The sequence below is a fragment of the Veillonella sp. genome (assembly GCF_041333735.1).
Taxonomy (GTDB): domain Bacteria; phylum Bacillota; class Negativicutes; order Veillonellales; family Veillonellaceae; genus Veillonella.
In genome coordinates this window covers 1,981,037-2,007,490 of the sequence record NZ_JBGKFB010000001.1, presented here as the reverse complement: position 1 = coordinate 2,007,490, position 26,454 = coordinate 1,981,037, and the positions used below count along the sequence as shown (strand labels likewise).

Annotated in this window: 19 protein-coding genes; all 19 read left to right on the top strand. The window is 36.3% G+C overall.

The annotated features are described in order from the left end of the window. Window positions 1-52 precede the first annotated feature (52 nt). The gene (cobI, locus tag ACDF53_RS09280; RefSeq protein ID WP_105085826.1) at window positions 53-760 is read left to right on the top strand and encodes a precorrin-2 C(20)-methyltransferase; all 708 of its coding nucleotides are present in this window, start codon (window positions 53-55) and stop codon (window positions 758-760) included. A gap of 29 nt (window positions 761-789) precedes the next feature. After that, window positions 790-2,169 (top strand): cobyrinate a,c-diamide synthase, encoded by a 1,380-nt coding sequence (locus ACDF53_RS09275; protein WP_370816154.1) that lies wholly within the window; start codon window positions 790-792, stop codon window positions 2,167-2,169. Window positions 2,170-2,171: 2 nt separating this feature from the next. Then, complete coding sequence (cobO, locus tag ACDF53_RS09270) at window positions 2,172-2,714, top strand: cob(I)yrinic acid a,c-diamide adenosyltransferase (RefSeq protein ID WP_296007409.1); 543 nt, start codon at window positions 2,172-2,174, stop codon at window positions 2,712-2,714. Between the two features lie 148 nt (window positions 2,715-2,862). Further along, the gene (locus ACDF53_RS09265; protein ID WP_005386220.1) at window positions 2,863-3,252 is read left to right on the top strand and encodes a class II SORL domain-containing protein; all 390 of its coding nucleotides are present in this window, start codon (window positions 2,863-2,865) and stop codon (window positions 3,250-3,252) included. Between the two features lie 222 nt (window positions 3,253-3,474). Then, complete coding sequence (locus ACDF53_RS09260; RefSeq protein ID WP_295781507.1) at window positions 3,475-4,704, top strand: aspartate kinase; 1,230 nt, start codon at window positions 3,475-3,477, stop codon at window positions 4,702-4,704. Between the two features lie 7 nt (window positions 4,705-4,711). Then, the gene (locus ACDF53_RS09255; protein WP_005386222.1) at window positions 4,712-5,029 is read left to right on the top strand and encodes a hypothetical protein; all 318 of its coding nucleotides are present in this window, start codon (window positions 4,712-4,714) and stop codon (window positions 5,027-5,029) included. A gap of 140 nt (window positions 5,030-5,169) precedes the next feature. Beyond that, entirely contained in the window at window positions 5,170-8,079 is a 2,910-nt protein-coding gene (locus ACDF53_RS09250; protein WP_370816151.1) for an insulinase family protein, read from the top strand. Between the two features lie 125 nt (window positions 8,080-8,204). Beyond that, window positions 8,205-9,170 carry a tRNA glutamyl-Q(34) synthetase GluQRS gene (gene gluQRS, locus ACDF53_RS09245; RefSeq protein WP_370816149.1) on the top strand — a complete coding sequence of 322 codons (966 nt, stop codon included), beginning with the start codon at window positions 8,205-8,207 and terminating at the stop codon, window positions 9,168-9,170. A gap of 128 nt (window positions 9,171-9,298) precedes the next feature. Beyond that, window positions 9,299-9,673: a CoA-binding protein gene (locus ACDF53_RS09240; RefSeq protein WP_296007402.1), complete on the top strand. Its 375-nt coding sequence runs from the start codon at window positions 9,299-9,301 to the stop codon at window positions 9,671-9,673. A gap of 9 nt (window positions 9,674-9,682) precedes the next feature. Continuing rightward, window positions 9,683-10,003, top strand: coding sequence for a thioredoxin (gene trxA / locus ACDF53_RS09235; protein WP_005386226.1), 321 nt, complete (start codon window positions 9,683-9,685; stop codon window positions 10,001-10,003). Between the two features lie 378 nt (window positions 10,004-10,381). Beyond that, window positions 10,382-17,734, top strand: coding sequence for an ESPR-type extended signal peptide-containing protein (locus ACDF53_RS09230; RefSeq protein WP_370816147.1), 7,353 nt, complete (start codon window positions 10,382-10,384; stop codon window positions 17,732-17,734). Window positions 17,735-18,133: 399 nt separating this feature from the next. Next, entirely contained in the window at window positions 18,134-18,565 is a 432-nt protein-coding gene (gene mraZ, locus ACDF53_RS09225) for a division/cell wall cluster transcriptional repressor MraZ (RefSeq protein ID WP_370816145.1), read from the top strand. 9 nt (window positions 18,566-18,574) lie between these two features. Continuing rightward, window positions 18,575-19,507, top strand: coding sequence for a 16S rRNA (cytosine(1402)-N(4))-methyltransferase RsmH (rsmH, locus tag ACDF53_RS09220; RefSeq protein WP_227720166.1), 933 nt, complete (start codon window positions 18,575-18,577; stop codon window positions 19,505-19,507). A 21-nt stretch (window positions 19,508-19,528) separates the two neighbouring features. Beyond that, entirely contained in the window at window positions 19,529-19,933 is a 405-nt protein-coding gene (ftsL, locus tag ACDF53_RS09215; protein WP_005386230.1) for a cell division protein FtsL, read from the top strand. Window positions 19,934-19,988: 55 nt separating this feature from the next. Continuing rightward, a complete protein-coding gene (locus ACDF53_RS09210) occupies window positions 19,989-21,473 on the top strand; it encodes a UDP-N-acetylmuramoyl-L-alanyl-D-glutamate--2,6-diaminopimelate ligase (protein WP_370816143.1) in 1,485 nt (494 codons plus the stop codon). Between the two features lies 1 nt (window position 21,474). After that, window positions 21,475-22,833: a UDP-N-acetylmuramoyl-tripeptide--D-alanyl-D-alanine ligase gene (murF, locus tag ACDF53_RS09205; RefSeq protein WP_295215093.1), complete on the top strand. Its 1,359-nt coding sequence runs from the start codon at window positions 21,475-21,477 to the stop codon at window positions 22,831-22,833. A gap of 58 nt (window positions 22,834-22,891) precedes the next feature. Continuing rightward, the gene (mraY, locus tag ACDF53_RS09200) at window positions 22,892-23,878 is read left to right on the top strand and encodes a phospho-N-acetylmuramoyl-pentapeptide-transferase (RefSeq protein WP_005386234.1); all 987 of its coding nucleotides are present in this window, start codon (window positions 22,892-22,894) and stop codon (window positions 23,876-23,878) included. 84 nt (window positions 23,879-23,962) lie between these two features. Beyond that, window positions 23,963-25,333, top strand: a complete 1,371-nt coding sequence (murD, locus tag ACDF53_RS09195; protein ID WP_370816142.1) for a UDP-N-acetylmuramoyl-L-alanine--D-glutamate ligase — start codon at window positions 23,963-23,965, stop codon at window positions 25,331-25,333. After that, window positions 25,333-26,442, top strand: a complete 1,110-nt coding sequence (gene murG, locus ACDF53_RS09190; RefSeq protein ID WP_370816140.1) for an undecaprenyldiphospho-muramoylpentapeptide beta-N-acetylglucosaminyltransferase — start codon at window positions 25,333-25,335, stop codon at window positions 26,440-26,442. Before murD ends, murG begins: the two co-directional genes overlap by 1 nt. Window positions 26,443-26,454: the final 12 nt, after the last annotated feature.

Sequence of the window (26,454 nt, the reverse complement as noted above, 5' to 3'; positions counted from 1 at the left end):
AAAAGATATGAAATTTATAAATAGAATGTAACTATAAGAATAGGAGAACCCCATGAAAGGTAAATTATATGGCATTGGCGTAGGCCCTGGTGATTCTGAATTGATGACTGTGAAAGCAGCTCGCATCGTAGGTGAAGCAGATATTATCATCACACCTAAAACAGAAAAGAAAGATGGTTCTGTAGCACTTAATATTGCATCCCCATACATTCAAGAACATACAGAAATCGTTCCTGTAGTATTCCCAATGGTATTGGATGATGCTACACAAGAGGAAGGCTGGCAAGAAGCAAAACGCATTATCTTGTCCTACTTAGATCAAGGTAAAAGCGTTGTATTCTTAACATTGGGCGATCCTATGTTCTACAGCACATACATGTATGTATATCGCTTGATCGAAAATACAGGTCATGAAATCGAAACAATTCCTGGCGTTACTGCATTCTGTGCTATTGGTTCTCACCTTGGTTATCCAATTGTAGAGAAAGAAGAAGTACTAGCTATCGTTCCTGCTACAGCACCTAAAGAAAAAATTGATGCTGTATTGGCTGTAGCTGATGATGCGGTTATCATGAAAGTATATAAAAACTTTGATGAAGTACAAGAAACATTGCTTAAACATAACATGGCAGATGATGCGGTTATGATTAGCCGTGTAGGTTTGCCTGATGAGCAAGTATACGTAGGCTTGGATAACATGCCAAAAGATACTAAACTCAACTACTTATCTACTATCCTTGCAAAACGTAAGGACCGTTAACAAACACGTCGTATTACGAGGTAATATTTATGAACACAGTACATATTCCACGTGTTGTCATTGCTGGCACTAACTCTGGTGTAGGTAAAACAACAATCGTAGCGGGCTTATTGGCTGCTTATGCAAATGGTGGACGTACGGTGCAATCCTTTAAAGTGGGCCCGGATTATATTGATCCGGGCTTTCATAAAATTGCATCCGGCCGTGACAGCTATAATTTAGATACGTGGCTCGTGCCACCTCACAAATTAAATCCTTTCTTCGCTACCATGGCGCATGGTGTAGACCTTGCTATTATCGAAGGTGTTATGGGCTTGTATGATGGTGGTCGAGAAGGGGTTAGTTCCACTGCCCAAATTGCTAAACAATTGAATGCTCCCGTTGTGCTTGTTATCGATTGTAAGGCGATGGGTGAAAGCGCAGCAGCCATTGCTAAAGGATTCCGTGATTATGACCCAGAGGTAAACTTTGGTGGTGTTATTCTTAACCGCTTAGGCTCTGCTAACCATGAGCGCATGGTTCGTGAAGGCATGTCCAAGATTGGTGTTCCAGTCATTGGTGCTATTTATCGCGATGACCGTATGCACTCTCCTGAGCGTCATTTAGGCCTTACACCTGTTACTGAAGTCGATCCAACAGAAGCCATAAATACGATTCGTGAAGCTGTTGAAAAAATGGTTAAGCCCGATCAATTATTAGAAATCGCATCTAGTGCACCAAGTATTGAATTACCCGATGCAGTAGATCTTAAATCCGTAGAAAAACGAGTTAAAATCGGTGTAGCCTATGATGAGGCGTTCTCTTTCTACTATCCAGCAAGTTTAGCCGCCTTAGAGGAAAAAGGTGCTGAAATCGTATACTTTAGCCCGCTTAATGACTTTGGAGTTCCTGATGTGGACGGCCTAGTATTTGGTGGTGGATTCCCTGAAATGTTCTTGTTCCAACTCTCTAGTAACGAGTCGATGAAGGAGTCTATCCGTCAAGCCAACGAAAAAGGTATGCCTATTTATGCTGAATGTGGTGGCCTTATGTATTTATGTGAAAGCATCCACGATTTTGAGGGTACCGTATATGATACGGTAGGTATTGTACCAGCTAATTGCATTATGCAACAAAAACTGCAAAAAGTAGGGTATGTTACGGCTACAGCTAAGCGAGATACCTTGTTAGGAGCTGCTGATACATCTCTTCGTGGTCATGAGTTCCATTTCTCTACTATGGAGCCGACTGTAGAGGACTTCCCATGGGCATTCCACTTAGAAGGTGGCCGCAAACCTCAATCCTATGATGGTGGCTTTGCCACAGATAATGTATTAGCATCGTATTTACATTTGAACTTTGCTGGTTCTGATGAAGGAGCACAACATTTCATTGATATATGTGCTAAGTATAAAGCTAAAAGGAGCTAATTATGAGTGAACGAGGCTTAATTTTAGTTAATACCGGCAATGGTAAAGGTAAAACAACAGCAGCTTTAGGTGTTGCATTACGCGCTGTTGGCCAAGGTCTTAAGGTTTTAATCTTACAATTTATTAAAAGTGGTAATGGCTATGGCGAACTAGCAGGTCTTGCTAAATTAGGGGACCAAGTAGAAATTCGTTCCATGGGTAAGGGATTTATTTACTATAAACGAGATGAAGTAGGTGAGGCTGAATTAGCACGTCACAAAGAGGCGGCTCAAGAGGCTTGGCATACATTAGTGGAAGAAGTAAATTCAGACCGATGGGACCTCATCATTATGGATGAAATTAATAACGCCATTAATTATGAGCTTATTGATGTGAATTCTGTAGTAGATATGCTTAAACATAAACCTGAGCGCTTACACGTTATTTTAACAGGCCGTTATGCCAAACCTGAAATCATTGATATTGCCGATACGGTAACAGAAATGAAGGTAGTAAAGCATGCTTATGAGAAAGGCATTAAAGCTGCTAAGGGGATAGAGTTCTAATACGCAGAGCTCGAATATAATTAAATCTAAAATTTTCGAAAAAGTTCTTGCTAAAAGTATATCGAAAATGTATAATATAGTCATAAGCACAAGGTGCTAAATATTCTCGACATTAAGTATGTATATAAGACTAACCAGGAGGTTAACTATGGCTGTACATGATTACATTAAATCCGGCGATTTCGCTACTGAAAAACACGTTCCTGTTATCGAAACTGTTGACACTGTAAAAGCAGGTGAAACTTTCCACGTAACATTGTCCGTTGGTAAAGACATTGCACATCCTAACACTGTAGAACATCACATTGAATGGATCAAATTGTACTTCGTAGCTGAAGGTACTCAATTGCCATTCGAAGTTGGTGAAATTTCCTTCAACGTACATGGTGACGGTGCAACTGCAAACGAAGGCCCTGTACATGCAATCTCTGAAGGTTCTTTGGCAGTTTCCTTGAACAAATCTGGTAAATTGATTGCTGTATCCTACTGCAACATCCACGGTTTGTGGGAATCCGAAAAAGAAATTACAGTTGCTTAATTAACTTAATCAACTAATAAAGACCAGCCTTAGGGCTGGTCTTTTTGTATGTAATTTTTTATAATTAACTAATTATTTTAGAGAAAAAACTTGTCCGCACTCAAAAGAGTTTTGTTTTTATATAGTGGATAGATTGCCTTATATCCCTTTACAGTGCTATTTGTTTATGGTAAAGTATATGCATATTGATTTTTAGTAGAATAAGTTAAATGAGGGATTATTGTGGCCTTAATCGTTAAAAAGTTTGGTGGCAGTTCCGTAGCTACACCAGAAAAAATATTTAATATTGTTGATCGCGTCCTTCGTGAGAAGAAAGAAGACGATAAAATCGTTATTGTTGTATCTGCTATGGGCGATACAACAGATGACTTAGTAGCATTGGCTAAAGAGGTAACATCTAAGCCTTATGGTCGTGAAATGGACCGCTTGTTATCTACAGGTGAGCAAGTAACGATTGCATTGATGGCGATGGCTTTCAACGAACGTGGTCATAAAGCGATGTCCTTAACAGGTGACCAAGCAGGTATTACAAGTAGTGATACATTTAATAAAGGCCGTATTTTGGGCGTTGATCCAAATCGCGTGTTTGAAGCTTTAGATGAAGGCAATATCGTAGTTGTGGCAGGTTTCCAAGGTATTACTGAATATGGTGACATGGTTACTTTAGGTCGTGGTGGCTCCGATACAACTGCTGTTGCGTTGGCAGGTGCTATGAAAGCTGATGTGTGTGAAATCTTCACAGACGTTGAAGGCGTTTACTCTACAGACCCTCGCGTTGCAAAAGAGGCTTTCAAATTAGAAGAAGTAACATATGGCGAAATGCTTGAGATGGCACGTCTTGGTGCAGGTGTAATGCAACCTCGCGCCGTAGAAATGGGTTTCCGTTATGGTGTACCTATTCACGTACGTTCAACATTTAGTGACAATACAGGTACTATTATTCGGGAGGATTATACTGTGGAAGCAAATAAACACGTAATTACTGGCGTAGCTGACGATACTAATACAGCAAAAGTAGCCCTTGTAGGCGTTGAAAATAAACCAGGTGTGGCAGCAACTGTATTTAAAGCATTGGCTGCAAAAAATGTGGACGTTGATATGATTGTTCAATCTATCCGTGCCGTAGGCGAACCAAAAACTGACCTTATCTTTACGGTAGCGATGGATGATGTTGTACTCGCTCGTGAAGTATTAGAAGAATTACAAAAAACTGTTGGCATTGAAGCTGTAAATATTGACGAAAGAATGGCTAAGGTTTCTATCATCGGTGCAGGTATGTTAGGTCAACCTGGCGTAGCTGCTCAAATGTTTGATATCTTGAGCCAAGAAGGCATCAACATTGAAATCATTTCTACTTCTGAAATTAGTATTTCTTGCCTTGTTGCTGAAGACCGCGTTAAAGATGCGGTTCGTGTAATTCACAACGGCTTATTGTTAGACCAAAGAGGTTAATCAATTCATGGATAGTCTACGTAGTTTTATGGATGAAATGCTTAATGACCAAGGTCGTAAGGAAGGTTTCATTAGTGATCTACTAGGAAATCTTAAAAATCAGCCTATTCCAACATTGGAGCAAGCTCAAACCGGTTATACTACTGTGAGTAATTTACATGGCATATTTTATGATTATGATAAGGCCGAAGTTACTATTTCTTATAAGGTAGTACCGGATATGTATCCACCATATACATTGAGTTTTGTACAATTCCAAGCTGTGTTAGAAGGCTTATTAACCTTGCGCCGCAATCAAAAGTGGCAAATGCAACATAATAAATAAAATGAACCCCATAGGCGGTAATGCCTGTGGGGTTTTGCGTTTCGATAATTATTCTTAACATCTATATATGGGGTCGTCGATATGTTATAATTAATTGTTAGCATGAAATTAATTATATTTATATAGAAAGAAGGGACAGCATGGAAATAAATAAGGTTTATTCTGGCTTTCGCCTTGACCGTATTGAGCGCATTGATGAAATCAATGGTACCGCTTATGAAATGAAGCACGAAAAATCTGGTGCTCGTTTAATTTATATTGATTCACCAGATTCTAATAAAGTATTCAATATTGCTTTTAGAACAACACCTCATAATAGCACAGGTGTAGCACATATTATGGAGCACTCTGTTCTATGTGGTTCTCGCAAATTCCCATTAAAAGAGCCATTTGTTGAACTTGTAAAAGGGTCTTTAAATACGTTCCTAAATGCTATGACATATCCGGATAAAACAATGTATCCTGTAGCAAGTAAGAACGATAAAGACTTCCATAATTTGATGGACGTATATCTTGATGCTGTATTCTACCCACGTGTTCGTGAAGATGCAGAAATCGTAATGCAAGAGGGTTGGCATTATGAGCTCGAAAATGCAGACGATGAACTTACCTACAAAGGTGTTGTGTTCAATGAGATGAAGGGTGTTTACTCATCTCCTGACTCTGTATTAGAACGCCAAATGATGCGTGAGCTTTTCCCAGATACAACATATGGCGTTGACTCTGGTGGGGATCCTGATTATATTACAGATTTAACATATGAAGAATTCCAAGAGTTCTACCGTGTTCACTATCATCCATCTAATAGTTATATCTTCTTGTATGGTGATATGAATATTGAAGAGCAATTAGTATTCTTGAATGATGAGTACTTAAGTCATTTTGATGCTATCGATGTTCATACGGAGGTAGCGTTACAAGCTCCATTTAGAGAAGGTAAAGTAGTGAGCTATCCGTATAGCGTAGGTTCTGAGGAGCCAACAGATAATCGTACATTGCATTCCTTTGCGTATGTATTGCCTGATGTAACACCTGAACATAGCTTGGCATTTGAAGTGTTAACACATGCTTTGTTAACATCTCCTGCAGCACCTCTTAAACAGGCGTTGGTGAAAGCTGGTATCGGTTCTGACGTAAGTGGCTATTACTTAGATAGCATTCGTCAACCTATGTGGACAGTACAAGCTACAGGTTCTAATCTAGATAAACAAGCTGACTTGCAACGTATTGTAGAGTCTACATTACAAGAGTTATGTGATAAGGGCTTAGATAAAGAGTTATTAGAAGCTTCTTTAAATAGCATTGAATTTGCTCTTCGTGAAAGCGATTTTGGTGGTCGTCCTATCGGTTTAGCCTATATTATTCGTATGATGGATAATTGGCTATACGATAATGATCCATTGGAACTATTACACTATGAAGAAGCATTAGCTAATATTCGAAAGGGCTTAGCTGGTACATACTTTGAAGATTTAATTCGTCATTCCATCTTGAATAATAACCATAAAGTTCTTGTATCTATTTATCCTGAACGTGGTCTTCAAGAACGTAAAGATGAAGAGGTTAAAGAACATTTAGCTACTGTAAAAGCTAATATGACTTCTGAAGAGATTGACGCAATTGTAGAGCAAACAAAACGCCTTAAAATTCGTCAAGAAACTCCAGATAGTGACGAAGCGCTGGCGTCTATTCCTTTGCTCGAATTATCTGATTTAAACCCTAATATTGAAGCCGTAGAACGCCGTGAAAGTAAAATTGGTAATACTACAGTACATTTTGTACCTACTTTCACAAAAGGTATCAATTATGTAGGATTGTACTTTAAATTGAACTGCCTCACTGAGGAGGAACTATTCTACGCTGATATTTTAAGTGATATCCTCGGTCGTATTGATACATCTGAACGCGGTTATGAAGCTCTGGCTAAAGATATTAATATGAATTTAGGTGGATTGAGTTCTGACATTACGGCCATTAGTAAAGATGGTAAGCGTGACGAATTTACGCCTCTTATGATTGTGCGTGCGAAAGCATTACATTCTAAACTACCTGATTTATGCCGCTTGATTAATGAAGTAGTTCAAAAAGCAGATTATAGCGATGATCAACGTTTGACTGAACTTGTTCAAGAAAGCAAAGCTATTTGGGATAATGAAGCATTCCGCCGTGGTAATTCCATCGTAAGTCAACGCGTTATGGCTCAAGTTTCTGCAGTTGGCAAGTTTAGAGATAATGGTAATTTAGGATATTATCAAAAAATCAGTGAACTAGCATCTAATCCTGCAGCATTGCCACTTTTACCAGAGAAATTAGCTGAAGTGGCTCGTAAAATTTTCCGCGCTAACAATGTAGATATTATGTTTGTTGGGGAAGAAGGCGAATTAGAAGCCTTTGAAAACCTAATGAAACCATTGGTGGAAACTTGGGATACTACTGAGTTAAGCAATGATGTATTACAAATCACTCGTCTATCTGGCAATGATGGTATCGTTACTGCTGGTAAGGTTCAATACGTAGCACAAGGTGGTAATTTTATCGATCATGGTTTCAAACATGTTGGTCCAATGAGTGTTCTAGAAACGATTTTACGTTATGAATACCTTTGGATTCGTATTCGTGTACAAGGTGGTGCTTACGGAGCATTTGCTAATTTCTATGACGATGGCAATATGATTTTCTGCAGTTATCGCGATCCTAACTTGTTAGAAACTTTGAATGTATATAAAGAGTTGCCTCAATACCTTCGTGACTTCACATTGACTGATCGTGAAATGCGTAAGTATATTATCGGTACTATGAGTTCTTTAGACTTGCCAATGACACCTGCATTGCGTGGACCACGTGCAATGGGGATGTACTTCAGCGGTGCTAAATTAGAGGACAAAGTAGAGTTCCGTAAACAAGTAATCGCATGTAAGCCAGAAGATATTGTTGCACTAGCAGATGTGGTAGAACCTGTATTGAATGATAATCACATTTGCACAATGGGTAACGAACAAAAAATTAGAGATGCTGGTAATGTGTTTGATAACATTGTGTCTTTAGGATAAATAAGTTTATAACTATAGATGTTATTGCTTTATTGCTTTAGATTCTACTTTGACATATCTTCGGATCTATAAGTGGCATATTCATAATGGATATGCCACTTGTTTTCTACTATAGGAGAGTTCTAATGAAAGGTAGATTTGCGCCTAGTCCAACAGGATATATTCATCTCGGTAACGTGTGGATAGCACTTTTATCATATATCTCCACACGCCAACAAAAAGGAACGTATGTTGTACGTATGGAGGATATAGACCTACAACGGTCAAAACGAGAGCTAGGGGAAGCTTTACTAGATGATTTAGAATGGCTTGGCTTTGAATGGGATGAAGGTCCACGTGTAGGTGGACCAGAAGTATCCTATTGGCAAAGTGAAAGACAAACATATTATGCAGACATATTAGAATATCTCGCATTAGAAAAACTAATTTACCCTTGCTTTTGTAATAGAGCGAGACTACAATCTATAGCTTCTGCACCTCATGTAGGCGAAGTGGTGCATCGTTATGATGGAAAATGTCGACATTTACGTGATTTTGAAATACAAGCGTTATGTAATAGCAAAGATCCATCCTTACGTTTAGCGGTGAATACTTGTGATTTAAATTTTGATGATCGATGGCAAGGCAAGCAGCATATTCATTTGGAATGTGAACTAGATGATTATGTATTACGTCGTGGTGATGGCATGTACGCATATAATTTAGCAGTCGTATTAGATGATATAGCTATGGGAATAAGTGAAGTGATTCGAGGCGATGATTTACTCGATACAACAGGGCAGCAATTATATTTATATAACATATTACAACAATGCTATCCCTATAAACATATAGAAGTTCCTAAGTATGGTCATGCCCCACTTTTAGTGGATACAGATGGCCATAGACTTTCTAAGCGTCAAAAGAGTATTACAATCCGTGAATTACGAGAACAACAATGGTCAGCCTCTAGAATTTTAGGGGAATTAGCTGTTGCAGGGGGTCTTATAGATGGTGCTAAGTATAGTCATCCACAAATAAGCCTTTCTGATCTAATAGATTTAGACTTATCGGTTCCCAGTTTGAGGCAAAAAATAATTGTTATTGAATGATAATAGATACATTGATTTTAGTTCTAAAATGTTTGCTAAAAGAGTATAATTTGATAACTATAAATTTCGATACATTACATTGACAAAATTCGATATTTATTTATAATAGTATATAAGAGGTGGTCGAAATGACAATTCAACAAGCTTTAGATCAAAAGGTGTGGGCCGTTATTGGAGCCACTGATAAGACCGAAAAGTTCGGCTATAAGATTTATAAATGTCTTAAAGATCACGGATATGAAGTATATCCAGTTAATCCTAATATTGCAGAAATAGAAGGAGACACATGTTACTCTAGTCTTTCTGCACTTCCTGTTGTACCAGCTGTTGTGGATTTTGTTGTACCAGAATCAGCGGGATTGGCTGCACTTGATGAATGTAAAGAACTTGGCATTCCAACTGTGTGGTTACAACCGGGAGCGGATAAACCATCTGTTGTTGAAAAAGCACATGCTTTAAACTTGCATGTCATTCAAGATTGTGTATTAGTTCAATTGCCGTAGGAGGGTATAATGAGCGAATTAAAAGAATTAAAAACTGCTGAATATCAAGATTTAGTAAATCAAGGTGGCGTTACTGTTATTGATTTCTGGGCTCCATGGTGCGGTTATTGCGTACGTATGATGCCAATCATCGAAGAAATTGCAGGTGAGCTTGAAGGTAAAGCTAACTTTGTAAAAGTAAATGCTGACGAAGAACCAGAATTAGCTCGTAATTTACAAGTTGAAGTATTGCCTACATTTGTTATCCTAAAAGATGGCGAAGTAGTAGACCGTAAAATTGGCTTCTTGCCAAAAGGCGATCTTCAAGGTGCTATTGAATCTAAATTCTAATAATCGGAATAAATCTATATAATAGAGTAAAAAAAACCTCATCAATGTATGTTAAATACATTGATGAGGTTTTTTTCATATTTTCTATAGAAGCAAATAAAAAGTATCGTATAAATATAAAATTAATTTAAAATATAAAATTTCATTTTACATAATTCAATATTATTAATAACTTAGTATTTAAGCTGATTGAGAGATATTTTTAAATGAGTAAAAAATGAAACATAAGTTTAACTTATTAATTTTTTTATGGAAGTTTAAAATAATATATGGTAGTATTATGTTAAATATTGTGAATATTTAGTGAAAAAGAGTGCAATATTTAATTTATTTCTTCATTGTGGGGTGAGAGCCACAAATGTTGGGAGGGAACTTAATATGAATAAGGTATTCAAAGTTGTTTGGAGTGCAACTAAGCACGCTTATGTCGTAACGTCTGAGTTGGCTAAGTCACATCAAAAATCTGCAACTACAATTGTAGCTGCAGTTATTTTGGCGGCTAGCTTTTCTGGAGGTGTTGCTAATGCATCCAGCCCTGAGGATTGGGCTAGAGCTGATCTTATTGGTAGCCAAAGATGGTTAACACCTGATCAAAATGCTTGGGGTCATATGCAAGATCAACATCAAGTTGATCCACAACAATTAGACCAACAGCAACAACAACAGCAGCAACAATGGCAACAACAAGAGCCACAGCAGCAACAGCAACAACAGCAACAACGACGTCAACGTCCTCAAGTGCCACAACAACAGCAACAATGGCAACAACAAGTGCCACAACAACAGCAGCAACAACAAATCCCTAAAAAAGGCGGTTCCACTGGTAATACAGTAATTAATAACTACTATACAGTTGTAACTACTGATGTTGAAAATGTTAAGAAAAATACACATAACATTAACGTTGTAAATAAAAAGGTAGATATCAATACTACTAATATTAATACTGTTAATAATAAGGTTGAGAGTGTAAAAACTGACATTAATAAAATCAATGCTAATATTACAAATATCAATGCTAAAGTTGATAAAAATAGCAAAGATATTGAAGGATTAAAAGGTAAAGTCGGCACTCAAATCACTAACATTCAACAAGACATCACAAATATTAACAATAATATTGATGCTAAATTTACTAAAATTAATAACGATATTGATGTAAAAATTGATAATAAAATTACTAATATCACAAATAATGTTGTTAATAATGTAAATACTAACATTGATGCTAGTGTAAAAAAACATATTGAAGCTAATAATACTAATATTATTAATCAAGTAAATCAAAATATTAATACTGCAGTTCAAAATAATAACACTACAATTTTGAACAAAGTTGATGAGAAGATTGAAAATAACAACACTACTATTATTAATAATGTTAATAAGGATGTAGATGTTAAGATTAATGATATTAAAACAAATATTAATAATACGAAAAATGAGTTGAACACTAACATTTCTAATGTTAAAAATGAACTCAATCAAAATATCAACAATGTTGATATTAAAGTTAACAACAATAAAAAAGCAATTGATAATCTAACTGTTAATGTTAACAATAATAGTAAATCTATTGCTGATTTAACTGCTAAAGTTGAAACTAACACACAAAATATTGATGCTAATAATACTTTCATCATGGAAAACCGTAAATTTATCGGTGATAACAAAAAAGCTATCAACGATAACAAAAAAGCCATCGATGAATTGAAAGGTAAAGTTGGCACAACAATCAATAATATTAACACTACAATTGATAATAAGATTAATGAAAATAATACTAAGATTATCAACGAAGTTAATCACAATGTAGATGTTAAAATCAACGATAGCAAAACTAACATTATTAGTGAAGTTAACAAAACAATTAATTCTAAAATTGAAGCTAACAACACAACTATTATTAATAAAGTAAACAATGATGTTGATACTAAGATCAATGCCGTTAAAACTGATATTACAAATATTAATAATACTGTAAATAATGTAAGCGCAAAAGTTGATGCTAATACTACTAACATCACTAATAACACTACAAATATCAATAAAAATGCGACTGCAATTACTGAATTAAAAACTAAAGTTGATAATCAAGGTAAAGTTTTAGTTGATCATGAAGGTCGCATCCAGGCGCTTGAACAAGACAATAAAACTATTAAAACTGATGTAGCTAACACTCAAAATCAAGTTAATATCAACACTAAAGATATTGCTGATTTGAAAGGTAAAGTTGGTCAAAATATTGGTAATGTTCAAGTAGATATTAAAGATATTAAAAACAATATCACTAATATCAATAGTAAAGTTGAAGCGAATGCAACTGCAATTAATAATGTTAATGTAAAAGTTGACGGTGTTAAAGGCGACTTGGATGGTCTTAAAGGTCGTGTAGATCGCCATGATCAACGTTTAGACTACTTGCAAGACAACATTGCAGATAACTCCACAAGAATCTCTATTGTTGAAGATGGTGTAAAAGCTAATACAAAAGACATTAATGTAGTTGGCACAATTGCAATGGAAAACCGCACACTTATCGGTGCAAACCAAAAAGCTATCGATGAGTTAAAAGGTCATGTTGGCACACAAATTACCAATATTGAAACTACAATCAATAAGAAGATTGAAGCTAATAATACTACAATCATTAACAAAGTAGATGGTAATATTGATGCTAAGATTGAAAAAAATAACACAGTTATTAACAATAACATTAATAATGTAAATGCTAAGACTGAAGTTAATGCTAAAGCGATTGCAGATAATAGTAAACGTATCGAAGCTAACTCTACTCGTATTTCCAACAATGAAAAAGCAATCAACGAGTTAAAAGGCCATGTTGGTACACAAATCACTAACATCGAAAATACAATTACTAATAAGATTAATGAAAACAACACAGTAATCAACAAAAATATCGATGCTAAGATTGAAACTAATAACACTACAATTCTTAATAAAGTAGACAATAACATCGATGTTAAGATTAATGCTAATAACATTAAAGTTAATCAAAAAATTGATGGTGTTAAGGGCGATTTAGATGGTCTTACTAAACGCGTTGATCAAAATACTAAAGACATCAACGTAGCAGGCACAATTGCTATCGAAAACCGTACACTTATCGGTGCTAACAAAAAAGCTATTGATGAATTAAAAGGTCATGTTGGCAATCAAATCACAAATATCGAAAATACAATTACTAATAAAATCAACGAAAACAATACAGTAATTAATAAAACTATCGATAATAAGATTGAAGCTAACAACACTGTTATCAACCAAAATATTGATAATAAAATCAATAGCAATAACACAACAATCATTAATAAAGTAGATCAAAACATTGACGCTAAAATCAATGCTAATAACACTACAATCATTAACAAAGTTGATAAAAATATTGATATAAAGATCAATGAAAATAACACTCAAATCAACAATACAATCAACAAAAAAGTTGGCGATGTAAATGTTAAGATTGATGGCGTTAAAGGTGATGTAGCTGGTCTTACTGCACGTGTAGATCGTCATGATCAACGTTTAGATTACTTACAAGGCAACATTGTAGATAACTCTACACGTATTAGTGCTAATGAAGATGCTATCAAAGCATTAAAAGGTCAAGTTGGTACTACAATTAAAAATATCGAAACTACAATTAATAACAAGATTACAGAAAATAATGTAACTATTAATAAAAATATCGATACTAAGATTGAAGCTAACAACACTGTTATCAACCAAAATATTGATAATAAAATCAACAGCAATAATACAACAATCATTAATAAAGTAGATCAAAACATTGATGCTAAAATCAATGCTAATAACACTACAATTATTAACAAAGTTGATAAAAACATCGATGTAAAAATCAATGAAAATAACAAACAAATCAACAACACAATCAATAATAAGATTGGTGATGTAAATGTTAAGATTGATGGCGTTAAAGGTGACTTGAATGGTCTTAAAGGTCGTGTAGATCGTCATGACCAACGTTTAGACTACTTACAAGATAATATTGCTGATAACTCTACACGTATCTCCGTAGTTGAAGATGGTGTGAAAGCTAATGCAAAAGATATTAATGTAGTTGGTACAATTGCAATGGAAAACCGTCAATTCATTGGCGATAATAAAGTTGCTATTGCTAACAACACTAAAAACATCAACATCAATGCTAAAGCTATCGATGAGTTAAAAGGTCAAGTAGGTCAATCTTCTACAGTTATCAACGATATTAAGAAACAAATTACTAATATCAATGGTAAAGTAGAAAATAATACTACAAATATTGCTAATAACACAACTAATATTGCTAACAATACAACAGCAATCAACAATGTAAATGTAAAAGTTGACGGCGTTAAAGGTGACTTGAAAGATCTTACTGCTAAAGTTGATAAAAACACTAAAGACATCAACGTAGCTGGTACAATTGCAATTGAAAACCGTAAATTTATCGGCGACAATAAAAAAGCTATCGATGAATTAAAAGGTCAAGTTGGTAATACAGTTAAGAATATCGAAACTACTATTAATAACAAAATTACTGAAAACAATGTAGTTATTAATAAAAATATCGATGCTAAGATTGAAGCTAACAATACTGTAATTAATCAAAATATCACAAATGCAATTACTGAAAATAACAAGGAAATTAACAATACAATTAACAATGTAAATGTTAAAGTTGATGGTATTAAAGGTGATATTGATGGCTTGAAAGGTCGCGTAGATCGTCATGATCAACGTTTAGACTACTTACAAGATAACATTGTAGATAACTCTACACGTATTACTGCAGTAGAAGATAGTGTTAAACTAAATACTACAAATATTGCGAACAATACAACAGCAATCAACAATGTAAATGTTAAAGTTGACGGCATTAAAGGTGACTTAGATGGTCTTACTAAACGTGTTGATCAAAACGAAAAAGACATCAATGTAGCTGGTACAATCGCTATTGAAAACCGTACATTGATTGGCAATAACAAAGCTGCTATCGACAAGAATGCAAAAGCTATTGCTGAATTGAACGGTAAAGTTGGTACTACTATCACTAATATCGAATCTACTATTAATAACAAGATTGAAGCTAACAACACAGTAATTAGAAACGATATCAACACTGCTATTACTAATAACAACACTGTTATTAATAAAAACATTACAAATGCAATCAACGAAAATAACAAAACAATCATTAACAAAGTTGATAAATCTGTAGATGTTAAGATTGCTGAAAACAATAAAACTATTAATAACACTATCAACAAGGTAAATGTAAAAGTTGATGGCATTAAAGGTGATATTGATGGTTTGAAAGGTCGCGTAGATCGTCATGATCAACGTTTAGATTACTTACAAGGCAACATTGTAGATAACTCTACACGTATTAGTGCTAATGAAGATGCTATCAAAGCATTAAAAGGCCAAGTTGGTACAACTGTTACTAATGTTGAAAACACAATCAATGCTAAGATTGAAGCTAACAATACAGTAATTAATAACACAATTAACAACAAAGTTAATGAAGTAAATGTTAAGGTTGATGCTAACGCAAAAGCAATTGTTGATAATAGCAAAGCTATTACTGACATTAAAGCTAATGTGACAAATATCAGCAATAAAGTAGATGTTAACACTGCAGATATCAAAGCTATCCGCACAGATGTAACTAACAACACTACTAACATTGCTAATAACACTGCAGCTATTGCTAATGTAAGCAAACAAGTTACAAATAACACAACTAACATTGCTAACAATGCAACAGCTATTGCAAACATTAGTAAACAAGTTGCTGGTAATACAGCTAACATTACAGATGTAACTGCTAAAGTAAATGCTAATACTGGTCGTATTGAATCTAATACAACTGCTATTAATAACTTAACTGGCAAAGTTGATGCTAACTCTCAAGCTATTGAATCCTTGAAAGGTCAAGTTGGTAAAGGCAATACTACAATCGTTAATGTAGCTCAAAAAGTAGAAAATATTACTCAAAACATTAACGCTCAAAATAGCAACATCCAAGCTAATACTGTAAACATTCAAAATAATACTTCCAATATTAATAACATTAAAGCTAATGTTGTTAACGTTGAAAAGAATGTAAACAATATTAAAGCTGATGTAACAGTAGTAAAAGCTGATATCACAAACATCAATGCTAAAGTTGATCAAAAAATCAATATTGTAAACAACAATATTACTAACGTTAAAAACGATGTGAAGAATATTGATGCTAAAGTTACAAATATTGATAACAAAGTTACTAATATTAACAATAAAGTAACTAATATCGATAGCAGAGTAACTAATATTGATAGCAAGGTAAATGATATTGACGTAAAAGTTAATAACCAAAATACTGTAATCAACAATATCAAAACTGATGTATCTGGCTTGAAAGATCAAGTTGGCAAAAATACTGAAGCAATTAAGAACTTGCAAAATGTAAGTTCTGATGTAAACAAAGTGAAAGAACAAGTTAATGCTAATACTCAAAAAGCAAATGCTAACGAAGAACGTATTAAAAATGTTCAAAGCCAAGTTTCTGTTAATACTGAAGCAATCAAACATAATACTGAAAACATCAATATTAACAAAGCAGCGATCAAGCAAAATGCTGAAGCAATTCAAAATACTAATGTAACTGTACAAAAAGTAATCAACAAAGTTGATGAACATAGCAAAGTTATTAACGACGTATCTAAACAAGTTAATACTAATACAACTAATATTGCTAATATCAATAATGTTGTTAACCAAAATACAACTAATATTACAAATGTAACTAACCAAGTTAATACAAACACAAGTAATATTAGTAAAGTAACTAACCAAGTTAATACAAATACTACAAACATCAACACTCTAAATGCTAAAGTAGATACTAATGTTACAAATATTACTAAAGTAGATAATCGTGTAACTGAAGTAGCTAAACAAGTTAATGAAAATGCACAATTAACTAAAGCTGTTGGTACTCTAGCATTAGAAAATCATGAAAAGGTTAGTGTATTAGGTTTACAAGTAAATAAAAATACTCAAGACATTGCTGATGTAAACACTAAAGTTGATGAAAATGTTACATTAACTAAGAACATTGGTGCTATTGCATTAGAAAACAATGAAAAAGTTAATGTATTGGGCTTGCAAGTAAATAAAAATACTCAAGATATCAGTACATTAGCAGAAGCTGCAAATTATAGCTTGAAAGCTTCCAACATTGCATTACAAGATCATGCAACACTTGTTCAACATGATGCACAAATCGCAGAAAACTCTCGCCGCATTAGCAGCGTAGAACGCGATGTTAAAGTTGTAGGTGCTAATGCAGCAGCATTAGCAGCATTGAAACCTATCGAATACCACGAAGGTCAAAAAGCTCAAATTATGGCGGCTGTTGGTACTTACAAAGGTAAAACATCTACTGCATTGGGTGTAGCACATTATGCAAATCCTGATTTATTAATCCATGCTGGTGCCGCTTATGGTGGTGACCATAGCGTAATGGCAAATGCTGGTGTAACAATCGGTATTGGTAATGCTCCTACAGCTCCTAAAGCATCCCCTGCAACTGTAAAAGTTCTTGAGGATCAAGTGGCTGATTTGCAAGCACAAAACAAAGAAATTCGTGAACTTCTTGATAAAGTGATTGCACAACAACCACAACAAGCGCCAAAAACAGCTGTAAAAACAACTAAATAATATGCCTCCCAACCGATGGGTTAGACTATAATCTATCGTAGGTATAGAAACCGCGTAGCAGAAATGCTACGCGGTTTTCTTTTTGTGTGGATTTGTGGTGATTATATTCCTATATATCGTTTGATTTGAGTGTTATAGAGCTTATGGGGATATTGTGGTGGGGATTGGATACAGATAAAACTAAAATTTGGCTCCTGGTGGTGGGGAGTGGTTTTTATGATTTGATTATTATTTAATTTCGAACATATGTATCTAAGAAAAGAAGAGAAAAATAGAGATTATGAAAGAAAAATATAAAAAAGTGGGATAAAAATGGATTTTTTATTGTGATTGGTGGGGAATTGTGGTAGAATTTACCATATAGTGGTGGATAAGGAATAGTAAAGGGCGGTGATACGTATGTTCATGGGAGAATATAATCACACCATTGATACAAAAGGGCGGATGATTATACCCGCGAAAATACGTGAACAACTAGGCGAAGTATGTATTGTTACTAAGGGCCTAGATAACTGCTTAGCTATTTATACCGAAGAAGCGTGGAAGAAAATTTCTGCAGCTTTACAATCACAATCCTCCACTAAAGCTAGCGTACGTGCCTTGAAACGTTTTGTTTTTGGTAGTGCCGCTGAGCTTGAATATGATAAACAAGGTCGTGTCCTCATTCCTGTACCACTACGTGAATATGCGAGCCTTGATAAACAGGCCGTTATTGTCGGTGCTGGGGATCACGTTGAAATTTGGAGCCGCGAAAAATATGATTACTATGATGCTCAAGTGGCTGAAAGTATGGAAGAATTAGTTGAAGGTCTAGAAGGGATTATGTTATAGGAGGCTATGATGGAATTTAATCATACCAGCGTACTTTTACGCGAAACGGTGGACTCCGTCGTAACTAATCCAAAAGGCATCTATGTGGACTGCACCCTGGGTGGTGCGGGACATGCCCATGCTGTGGGTGAGATGCTAGACCCAGAAGGCATGATTATAGGGTTGGATCAAGATGAAGATGCGTTGAGCGTAGCTCGACAGCGTTTATCTGATTTAACATGTCAGGTGTTAACAATACCGACGAACTTTTCTAACTTAAAAGAAGCCCTTCATAATGAGGGTATCTATGAAGTAGATGGATTTATCTTTGATCTTGGCGTATCTAGCTATCAACTGGATACACCGGAGCGTGGCTTTTCATATATGAATGATGGCCCTTTAGATATGCGTATGGATAAGGATGCACCATTAACAGCAGAAGAGGTTGTTAATGAATATGATGCTGAAGCATTATTGCAAATTATCCGCGACTATGGGGAAGAGCGATGGGCTAAGCGCATTGTTGAATTCATCATTAATGCACGACAAGAAAAACGAATTACCACTACTGGTGAGTTAGTTAGAATTATTAAGCAAGCAATACCTGCGAAGGCGCGTCAAGATGGACCGCATCCGGCAAAACGGACGTTCCAAGCCATTCGCATTGAAGTAAATAGAGAATTAGCTATCTTGCATGATAGTTTTGTAGATGCTGTATCCATGTTGAAACCAAAGGGGAAAATTGGGGTTATCACATTCCACTCCTTGGAAGATCGAATTACGAAACAAACTTTCAAAGAGTTGAGTACAGCATGTATATGTCCTCCAGAATTGCCGATGTGCGTATGTAACCACAAGGCAGTTGTGAAGGCGAAGAATAAGGCTATAGAGCCTAGTGCAGGGGAGATTGAGGTTAATCCGAGGGCTAGAAGCGCAAAGTTACGCGTAGCCGTCAAGTTGTAGAATTGGAAGGGGTTAGTGTTTATGTTAGCGAGAAAGGCTGTTGTGGGCCAAGTTAAAAGCGATGTGTTGGTCGCTTCACAAGGGAGAAAACGTAGTGCAAATGTGGCTCTAGATTTGAGCCCTATGATGTGGCAGGTTGTATATGGTATTGCTGCATTGGTTGCATTTTTGCTTATCATGATGGTTATGAATGCGTACAGCACAAAATTAGGCTACGAAGTAGTTAAAACACAGCAAGCTGTAGTACAATTAACAAAGGATAATGATGCGTTGGATGTTGAAGTGGCTTCTTTGAAGTCTCCTGTTCGTATTCAACAAATCGCAGAACAACAACTAGGGATGGTTTTGCCTGATTCTTTTGTTTATAGTACAAAAAGCGCTGTTACTGAACGTACTGTACAAGAGAAACAGCAAATTATAGACTAGCAGGCAAAGCAGCTCGTATTGGGCTGCTTTCCTTTGCGTGTAAAGGAGATTGTATATGAAACAATTACAAGATATAGTAAAAACTTTGCAAACACCGCATGTAGAAGGTAATACAGCTGTTGAGGTGTTAGATATTACGGCTGATTCTCGTGCAGTAAAAGCAGGTAGCTTATTTATTGCGTTAGATGGTGCCACTGTAGATGGTCATAATTATGTAAATAAAGCCGTTGAAGCTGGTGCTGTGGCAGTACTTGTATCTAAATCAGTAGAGGTAAGTGGTGATGTTTGTGTTATCACTGTAGAGGATACTCGAAAAGCTATGATGGCTTGTGTACCATATTTCTTTGATTATCCAGCCAACTCCATGCGTATGATCGGTGTTACTGGTACTAATGGTAAAACGACTACAACTCATATGATTCGTCATATTTTGAAAGGCCAAGGCCATAAAGTAGGCGTTATTGGTACCGTTCATATTATGATTGGTGATACATCCTATCCAATTCACAATACAACACCGGATGTAGTAGATTTACAACATATTCTTCATCAAATGGTAGAAGAAGGCGTTACCCATTGTGTCATGGAAGTATCTTCCCATGCATTAGCATTAGGTCGAGTTTCTGGTGTTGAATATGATACAGCCGTATTCACGAACTTAACACAAGATCATTTGGACTTTCACAAGACCTTTGAAAATTATTTGGCCGCTAAGTGTAAATTATTTGAACAAGTTAGCGCGCCGAACCAAACTAAATCTGGCAAAGGGGCTGTCATCAATATCGATGACGAATATGGTCATCGTGTAATTGAAAAAACAACGGCGCCTATCATTACGTACAGTATTGATGGTAAAGGAACATTGAATGCTCATGATGTTGAAATGACTCCTAAATCTAGTCGTTATACGGTATCCTATGATGGCAATGACTATACAGTGGCTATGAATACAACTGGTTTGTTTAATGTATATAATACATTGGCCGCTATTGGGGCTTGTCTATTAGAAGGTATCTCTATGGAAGATATCGATAAGGCATTGAAAACATTTAGCGCTGTGCCTGGCCGTTTTGAGCTTATTGAAGAAGGTCAACCATTTGCAGTTGTTGTAGACTATGCACATACACCAGATGGGTTAGAAAATATTTTGCAAACTGCAAAGGCTATTCAAGAAAATCGCATTATTGTAGTCTTTGGTTGTGGTGGTGACCGAGATGCTACGAAACGTCCTATTATGGGCCGTATTGCTGCACAATATGGCGATATAGTATATGTTACATCTGACAATCCTCGCACAGAAGATCCTGTGCAAATTGTGAAAGATGTAGAGGTGGGCGTTAAAGAAGGCCTGCGTGAAGGCTCTCACTATGAAGTTATCGTTGATCGTCGGGAAGCGATTCAACATGCAATACAAAATGCAAAACCTGGGGATATTGTACTAATTGCAGGTAAGGGGCATGAGGATTACCAAATCTTAAAGGATAAAACGATTCATTTTGATGATCGTGAAGAGGCGCGAGCGGCCCTCAAGGAGATCTAATATGGCAGAATTTACATTGTCTCAAGTGGTAGAAGCCACACAAGGGACGAGTGCACATACCGACAATATTAAGTTTTTAGATGTATCTACTGATACAAGAACGATTGAATCAGGCTTTTTGTTTGTAGCCTTAAAAGGTGATACCTTTGATGGTCATGATTTTATTAATACAGCTATCGAAAAGGGCGCTACTGGTGCAATCGTAGAAAAGGGCCGTGCAGTGGACGGCATCGTATGTATTGAAGTAGATAATACATTGGTAGCGTATCAAAATTTAGCACGTTACCATCGTCGTCGCTTTGATATCCCTGTAGTCGCTATTACTGGTTCTTCTGGTAAGACTACAACAAAGGAAATGGTAGCTGCTGTACTCGGCACCGAATTTAATGTTTTGAAAACTGAGAAAAACTTTAACAATGAAATTGGTTTGCCAAAAACATTGTTGCGTTTAACTGCAGAACATCAAGCTTGTGTTGTTGAAATGGGCATGCGTGGCCTTGGTCAAATTGAGGAGCTTGCGTTGATTGCTGAACCAACTATGGGTATTATTACTAATGTTGGTACTAGCCATATTGAGCTATTAGGTTCTCGTGAAGCCATCGCACAAGCTAAAGGTGAGTTAATTCGTTGCTTGCCTGAAAATAGTGTGGCTATTCTCAATGAAGATGATCCATATGTTAAAGCTATGGATAGTCTTGCCAAAGGTAAAACTATTACCTATGGTATCGAACGTAATGCCACATGTATTGGCAGTCATTTGCGTTATAAAAAAGATGGTATTAAATTTACATGCAAATGTTATGACGAAGTATTTGATATCTTCTTGCCTATGATTGGTGAACACAATGTATATGACGCATTGGCAGCAATCGTAGCTGGTCGTGTGCTAGGCATTAAGTCCAATACGATCCGCAAGGGCTTAAGTGAATTTACAGGCACTCCTATGCGCCAAGAAATCGTACCATTTGAAGATATTGTTATCTTAAATGACGCGTATAATGCAAATCCATCTTCTATGGCTGAAGCGATAAAAGCTTTGGGTCAGCTAGAAGGTAAACGTAAAATTGCTATGCTTGGTGATATGCTTGAACTTGGTGATTATACTGAACAAGCGCATCGTGAAATTGGTCAATTACTTGCTGAAGAAGGTTATAGTGTTGTATTCACATTCGGTGATGCTGCTGCCTTTATAGCTAAAGAAGCTAAAAAGGCTGGATTAACTACATTCCGTTGTAATAGCCATTTGGAAATGGCCAATGCCTATAGTGATATTCGTGAAAAAGGGGACGTTATCCTTGTCAAAGGCTCCCGTGGTTTGCGGATGGAACGAGTTGTTGAAGAATTGAAAGATCGTGAATAAAAGGTTACGGCTAGTTATATCTAGCCGTCATCTGTTTATTAATGAGTAGAGGATTCGTATGATATATCACATTCTATTAGCCTTCGTAGTAACCTTTATTATTACGGTAGTGCTAGGTAAATTTGCTATTCCTATGTTGCGTTCTTTGCACGCACAACAAAGTATTCGTGAAGAAGGTCCAGAAAGTCATCAAGCAAAAGCTGGTACACCAACAATGGGTGGCGCTTTCATGATGGTAGCCCTCGTCATTGGGGTTGCTTTATTTGCACCGTGGAATGTGGGTACTGGTATGTTATTATTCTTAACATTAGGTCATTGTTTATTGGGCTTTTTTGATGATTTTGTAAAAGCTGTAAAAAAACGTAATCTTGGTTTGACAGCAAAGCAAAAATTACTAGGTCAATTTATTTTGGCTGCCATATTCTGTTACTGTATTACTGAAATTATGGTTATTCCTACCACATTGTGGATTCCTGTAGCAGATATTCACCTTCAATTAGGTTGGGCTTATTATGTATTGGCATTTTTAATTATCGTAGGTGCTACGAATGCTGTAAATCTTACAGATGGTCTTGATGGTTTAGCTAGTGGTACATCTGCTGTAGCTGCCATTGCCTTTTCCGTTATCGGCCTTATGGCTGCATCCACAACAAATTCTATTGGCGCTGAAAGCGTTGCTTACTATGGCGCCATTGTTGCCGCTGTATGTCTTGGTTTCTTGGTGTACAATGTAAACCCTGCAAAAGTATTTATGGGGGATACAGGTTCTTTAGCATTAGGTGGCGCTTTTGCGGCGATGGCAATTCTTACAAAAACAGAACTATTACTTGTTGTCATTGGCGGTATTTTTGTTATGGAAGCGTTGTCTGTTATTATTCAAGTTATTTCATTCAAAACTCGTGGTGTACGAGTGTTTAAAATGAGCCCTATTCACCATCATTTTGAGTTGTCTGGTTGGGCTGAACAAACTGTTGTTAATCGCTTCTGGTTTGGTGGCGCTGTATTAGCTGTTATTGGTGTCATTTTAGCGACTATAACTTTGTAAGATAATACTTAACGGAAGCCGCAAATAATGGTATGCTTATAAGATAGGAATACATTATTTTTGTTGATAATTTAGGTGATACAGATGGAATACGGAGACAAACATATACTTGTTCTGGGCGCTGGTGCCAGCGGTATAGGCGCGTCTTGGGTATTAGCTCAAGTTGGGGCCCATGTAGTGTTAAATGATTATAAGCCTGTTACACTGCCTACAGATGAGGAAAAAAGACTTGTATCAGCGGGTGTAGATATTATTACAGGTAGACAAGATGAATCCTTGCTTGATGGCGTGGATCGCATTGTTATTTCTCCAGGTATTTCTCTAGATATTCCCATTGTAAAAGCCGCTCAAGCTCGTGGTGTTGATGTGGTTAGTGAAGTAGAAGTGGCTTATGAGTTATCTAAATCGCCAATTGTAGCCGTTACAGGTACAAATGGTAAGACCACTACTACAACATTATTAACTAAGGTATTGGAAGGAACTGGAAAGCCAGTTCGCGTTGGTGGCAATATCGGCGATTCTCTTAGTGAAGTAGCTTATTCTATGCCAGCAGATGGTTTTTTGGTAGCTGAGTTATCTAGCTATCAATTAGAAACAATTAAGCATTTTAGACCGATTGGTGCTATTATGCTCAATATTACACCAGATCATTTAGCTCGTCATAAGACAATGGAAAATTATATTGCTGCGAAGGAACGCATCTTTGAAAATCAATTGAGTACAGATTTTATGGTGCTTAATATTGATGATCCCATTGTAGCAGACATGAAACATCGTGTACCTAGCCATATCCTTGAAATTAGTCAACATCAAGTGGTTTCAAATGGTGCTTACTATGATAAAGGACAATGTTATGTAACAAAGAATGGTACAGCAACACCTGTTATTGGTAGTGCTGATATCCACATTCCAGGTAGCCATAATATTGAAAATATTTTAACTGTTATCGCTTTAGCTTATGCGTTAGGGGTGCCGGTAGAAACTATTCATCGTATTATAAGCGAGTTCCATGGTGTTGAACACCGATTAGAGCGAGTTAAAACTCTTGATGGAATTACATTCTATAATGATTCTAAAGCAACCAATGTAGATTCTGTTGTAAAAGCATTGGAATCCTTTGATCAATCCGTTATTTTATTAGCTGGTGGTCATGATAAAATGACTCCGTTAGAAGACTTTATGCAGCTTGTTAAACATCATACAAAAGCTGTTATCTTTATGGGGGAAGCGGCGGATCGATTTGAAGCTGCTGCAAAAGAGGCTGGTGTTCAGCCTATTTATAGAGCTTCATCTATGAAAGATGCTGTGGAACAGGGTTATAAATTGGCTGCCCAAGGTGATATTGTATTATTATCGCCAGCTTGCTCAAGTTTTGATTGGTATAGCTGTTTTGAAGAACGTGGCGATGATTTTAAAAACTGTGTTCATATGTTGCAAGAAGGGAGACACCATTAATGAAACGTATCATTATTTCAGGTGGTGGCACTGGTGGACATATATACCCAGCAATAACTATATATAAGGAAATTATGAAGCAGAACCCTGATGCACAGGTTTTATATGTAGGAACGGAAAGAGGCTTAGAGGCTACCTTAGTGCCTAAAGAAGGCATTGAATTTACTACATTACCTGTACAAGGTTTGCAACGTAAATTATCTTTTGGTACGTTGGTGACGTTAGGCAAGACTGCTTTTTCTCTTGTGAAAGCTAATACAATCATTTCCAACTTTAAGCCTGATGTAGTTATTGGTACAGGTGGTTATGTTTGTGGTCCTATTCTTATGGCCGCAGCATTGCGCAATATTCCAACGTTGATACAGGAACAAAATGTCATTGCAGGCATTACAAATAAAATTCTAAGCCGTTTTGTTGATGTAGTCGCTATGGGCTACAAGGATGCAGAATCATCTTTTTCAAAGGCAAAACGCGTAGTATATACTGGTAATCCAGTACGTCCTGATGTATTAGTTGATACTAGGGAAGATGGACGTAATTATTTTAATTTAAGTGATGACACGTTCACCGTTCTTATAGCCGGTGGTTCTCGTGGGGCGAGAACTATCAATAATGCTATGATAGATGTACATAAGCATTTTCAAGGAACAGATGGAATTAAATTAATCCATATTACAGGGGATGGGGAATATCAATCTGTGTTATCCCAGCTTGGTATTACTGATAGTGATGGTTTAGGTAATTCCTCATTGATTCTGCCATATTTACACGATATGCCAAAAGCATTGGCGGCAGCTGATTTAGCAGTCTTTAGGTCTGGTGCTATCGGTCTTGCTGAACTAGCAGTTCGAGGTATTCCGTCTGTATTGGTACCATATCCATATGCAGCGGAAGATCATCAAACCTATAATGCCCGTATTTTTGTTCAAGAAGGGGCAGCTCATATGATTGTTGATCAAATGTTAAGTGCCCATGATTTGATAGGGGAAATTGAAATGTTTATGGCCAATCGTGATTTATTGTCACAAATGGGAGAACGAGCGTTGCAGTTAGGTAAACCTAATGCGGCTCATGATATTGCAAAATTAGCGTTATCTATTGCAAAGTAACAAGGAGAGGTT

Bases quoted from the DNA above. Each gene is read 5' to 3' on its own strand.
- mraY (WP_005386234.1), top strand. From the start codon at position 22,892: ATGATATATCACATTCTATTAGCCTTCGTAGTAACCTTTATTATTACG.
- ACDF53_RS09230 (WP_370816147.1), top strand. From the start codon at position 10,382: ATGAATAAGGTATTCAAAGTTGTTTGGAGTGCAACTAAGCACGCTTAT.
- murG (WP_370816140.1), top strand. From the start codon at position 25,333: ATGAAACGTATCATTATTTCAGGTGGTGGCACTGGTGGACATATATAC.
- cobI (WP_105085826.1), top strand. From the start codon at position 53: ATGAAAGGTAAATTATATGGCATTGGCGTAGGCCCTGGTGATTCTGAA.
- cobO (WP_296007409.1), top strand. From the start codon at position 2,172: ATGAGTGAACGAGGCTTAATTTTAGTTAATACCGGCAATGGTAAAGGT.
- murF (WP_295215093.1), top strand. From the start codon at position 21,475: ATGGCAGAATTTACATTGTCTCAAGTGGTAGAAGCCACACAAGGGACG.
- gluQRS (WP_370816149.1), top strand. From the start codon at position 8,205: ATGAAAGGTAGATTTGCGCCTAGTCCAACAGGATATATTCATCTCGGT.
- ACDF53_RS09240 (WP_296007402.1), top strand. From the start codon at position 9,299: ATGACAATTCAACAAGCTTTAGATCAAAAGGTGTGGGCCGTTATTGGA.
- ACDF53_RS09265 (WP_005386220.1), top strand. From the start codon at position 2,863: ATGGCTGTACATGATTACATTAAATCCGGCGATTTCGCTACTGAAAAA.
- ftsL (WP_005386230.1), top strand. From the start codon at position 19,529: ATGTTAGCGAGAAAGGCTGTTGTGGGCCAAGTTAAAAGCGATGTGTTG.
- ACDF53_RS09210 (WP_370816143.1), top strand. From the start codon at position 19,989: ATGAAACAATTACAAGATATAGTAAAAACTTTGCAAACACCGCATGTA.
- trxA (WP_005386226.1), top strand. From the start codon at position 9,683: ATGAGCGAATTAAAAGAATTAAAAACTGCTGAATATCAAGATTTAGTA.
- ACDF53_RS09250 (WP_370816151.1), top strand. From the start codon at position 5,170: ATGGAAATAAATAAGGTTTATTCTGGCTTTCGCCTTGACCGTATTGAG.
- rsmH (WP_227720166.1), top strand. From the start codon at position 18,575: ATGGAATTTAATCATACCAGCGTACTTTTACGCGAAACGGTGGACTCC.
- murD (WP_370816142.1), top strand. From the start codon at position 23,963: ATGGAATACGGAGACAAACATATACTTGTTCTGGGCGCTGGTGCCAGC.
- ACDF53_RS09255 (WP_005386222.1), top strand. From the start codon at position 4,712: ATGGATAGTCTACGTAGTTTTATGGATGAAATGCTTAATGACCAAGGT.
- ACDF53_RS09275 (WP_370816154.1), top strand. From the start codon at position 790: ATGAACACAGTACATATTCCACGTGTTGTCATTGCTGGCACTAACTCT.
- mraZ (WP_370816145.1), top strand. From the start codon at position 18,134: ATGTTCATGGGAGAATATAATCACACCATTGATACAAAAGGGCGGATG.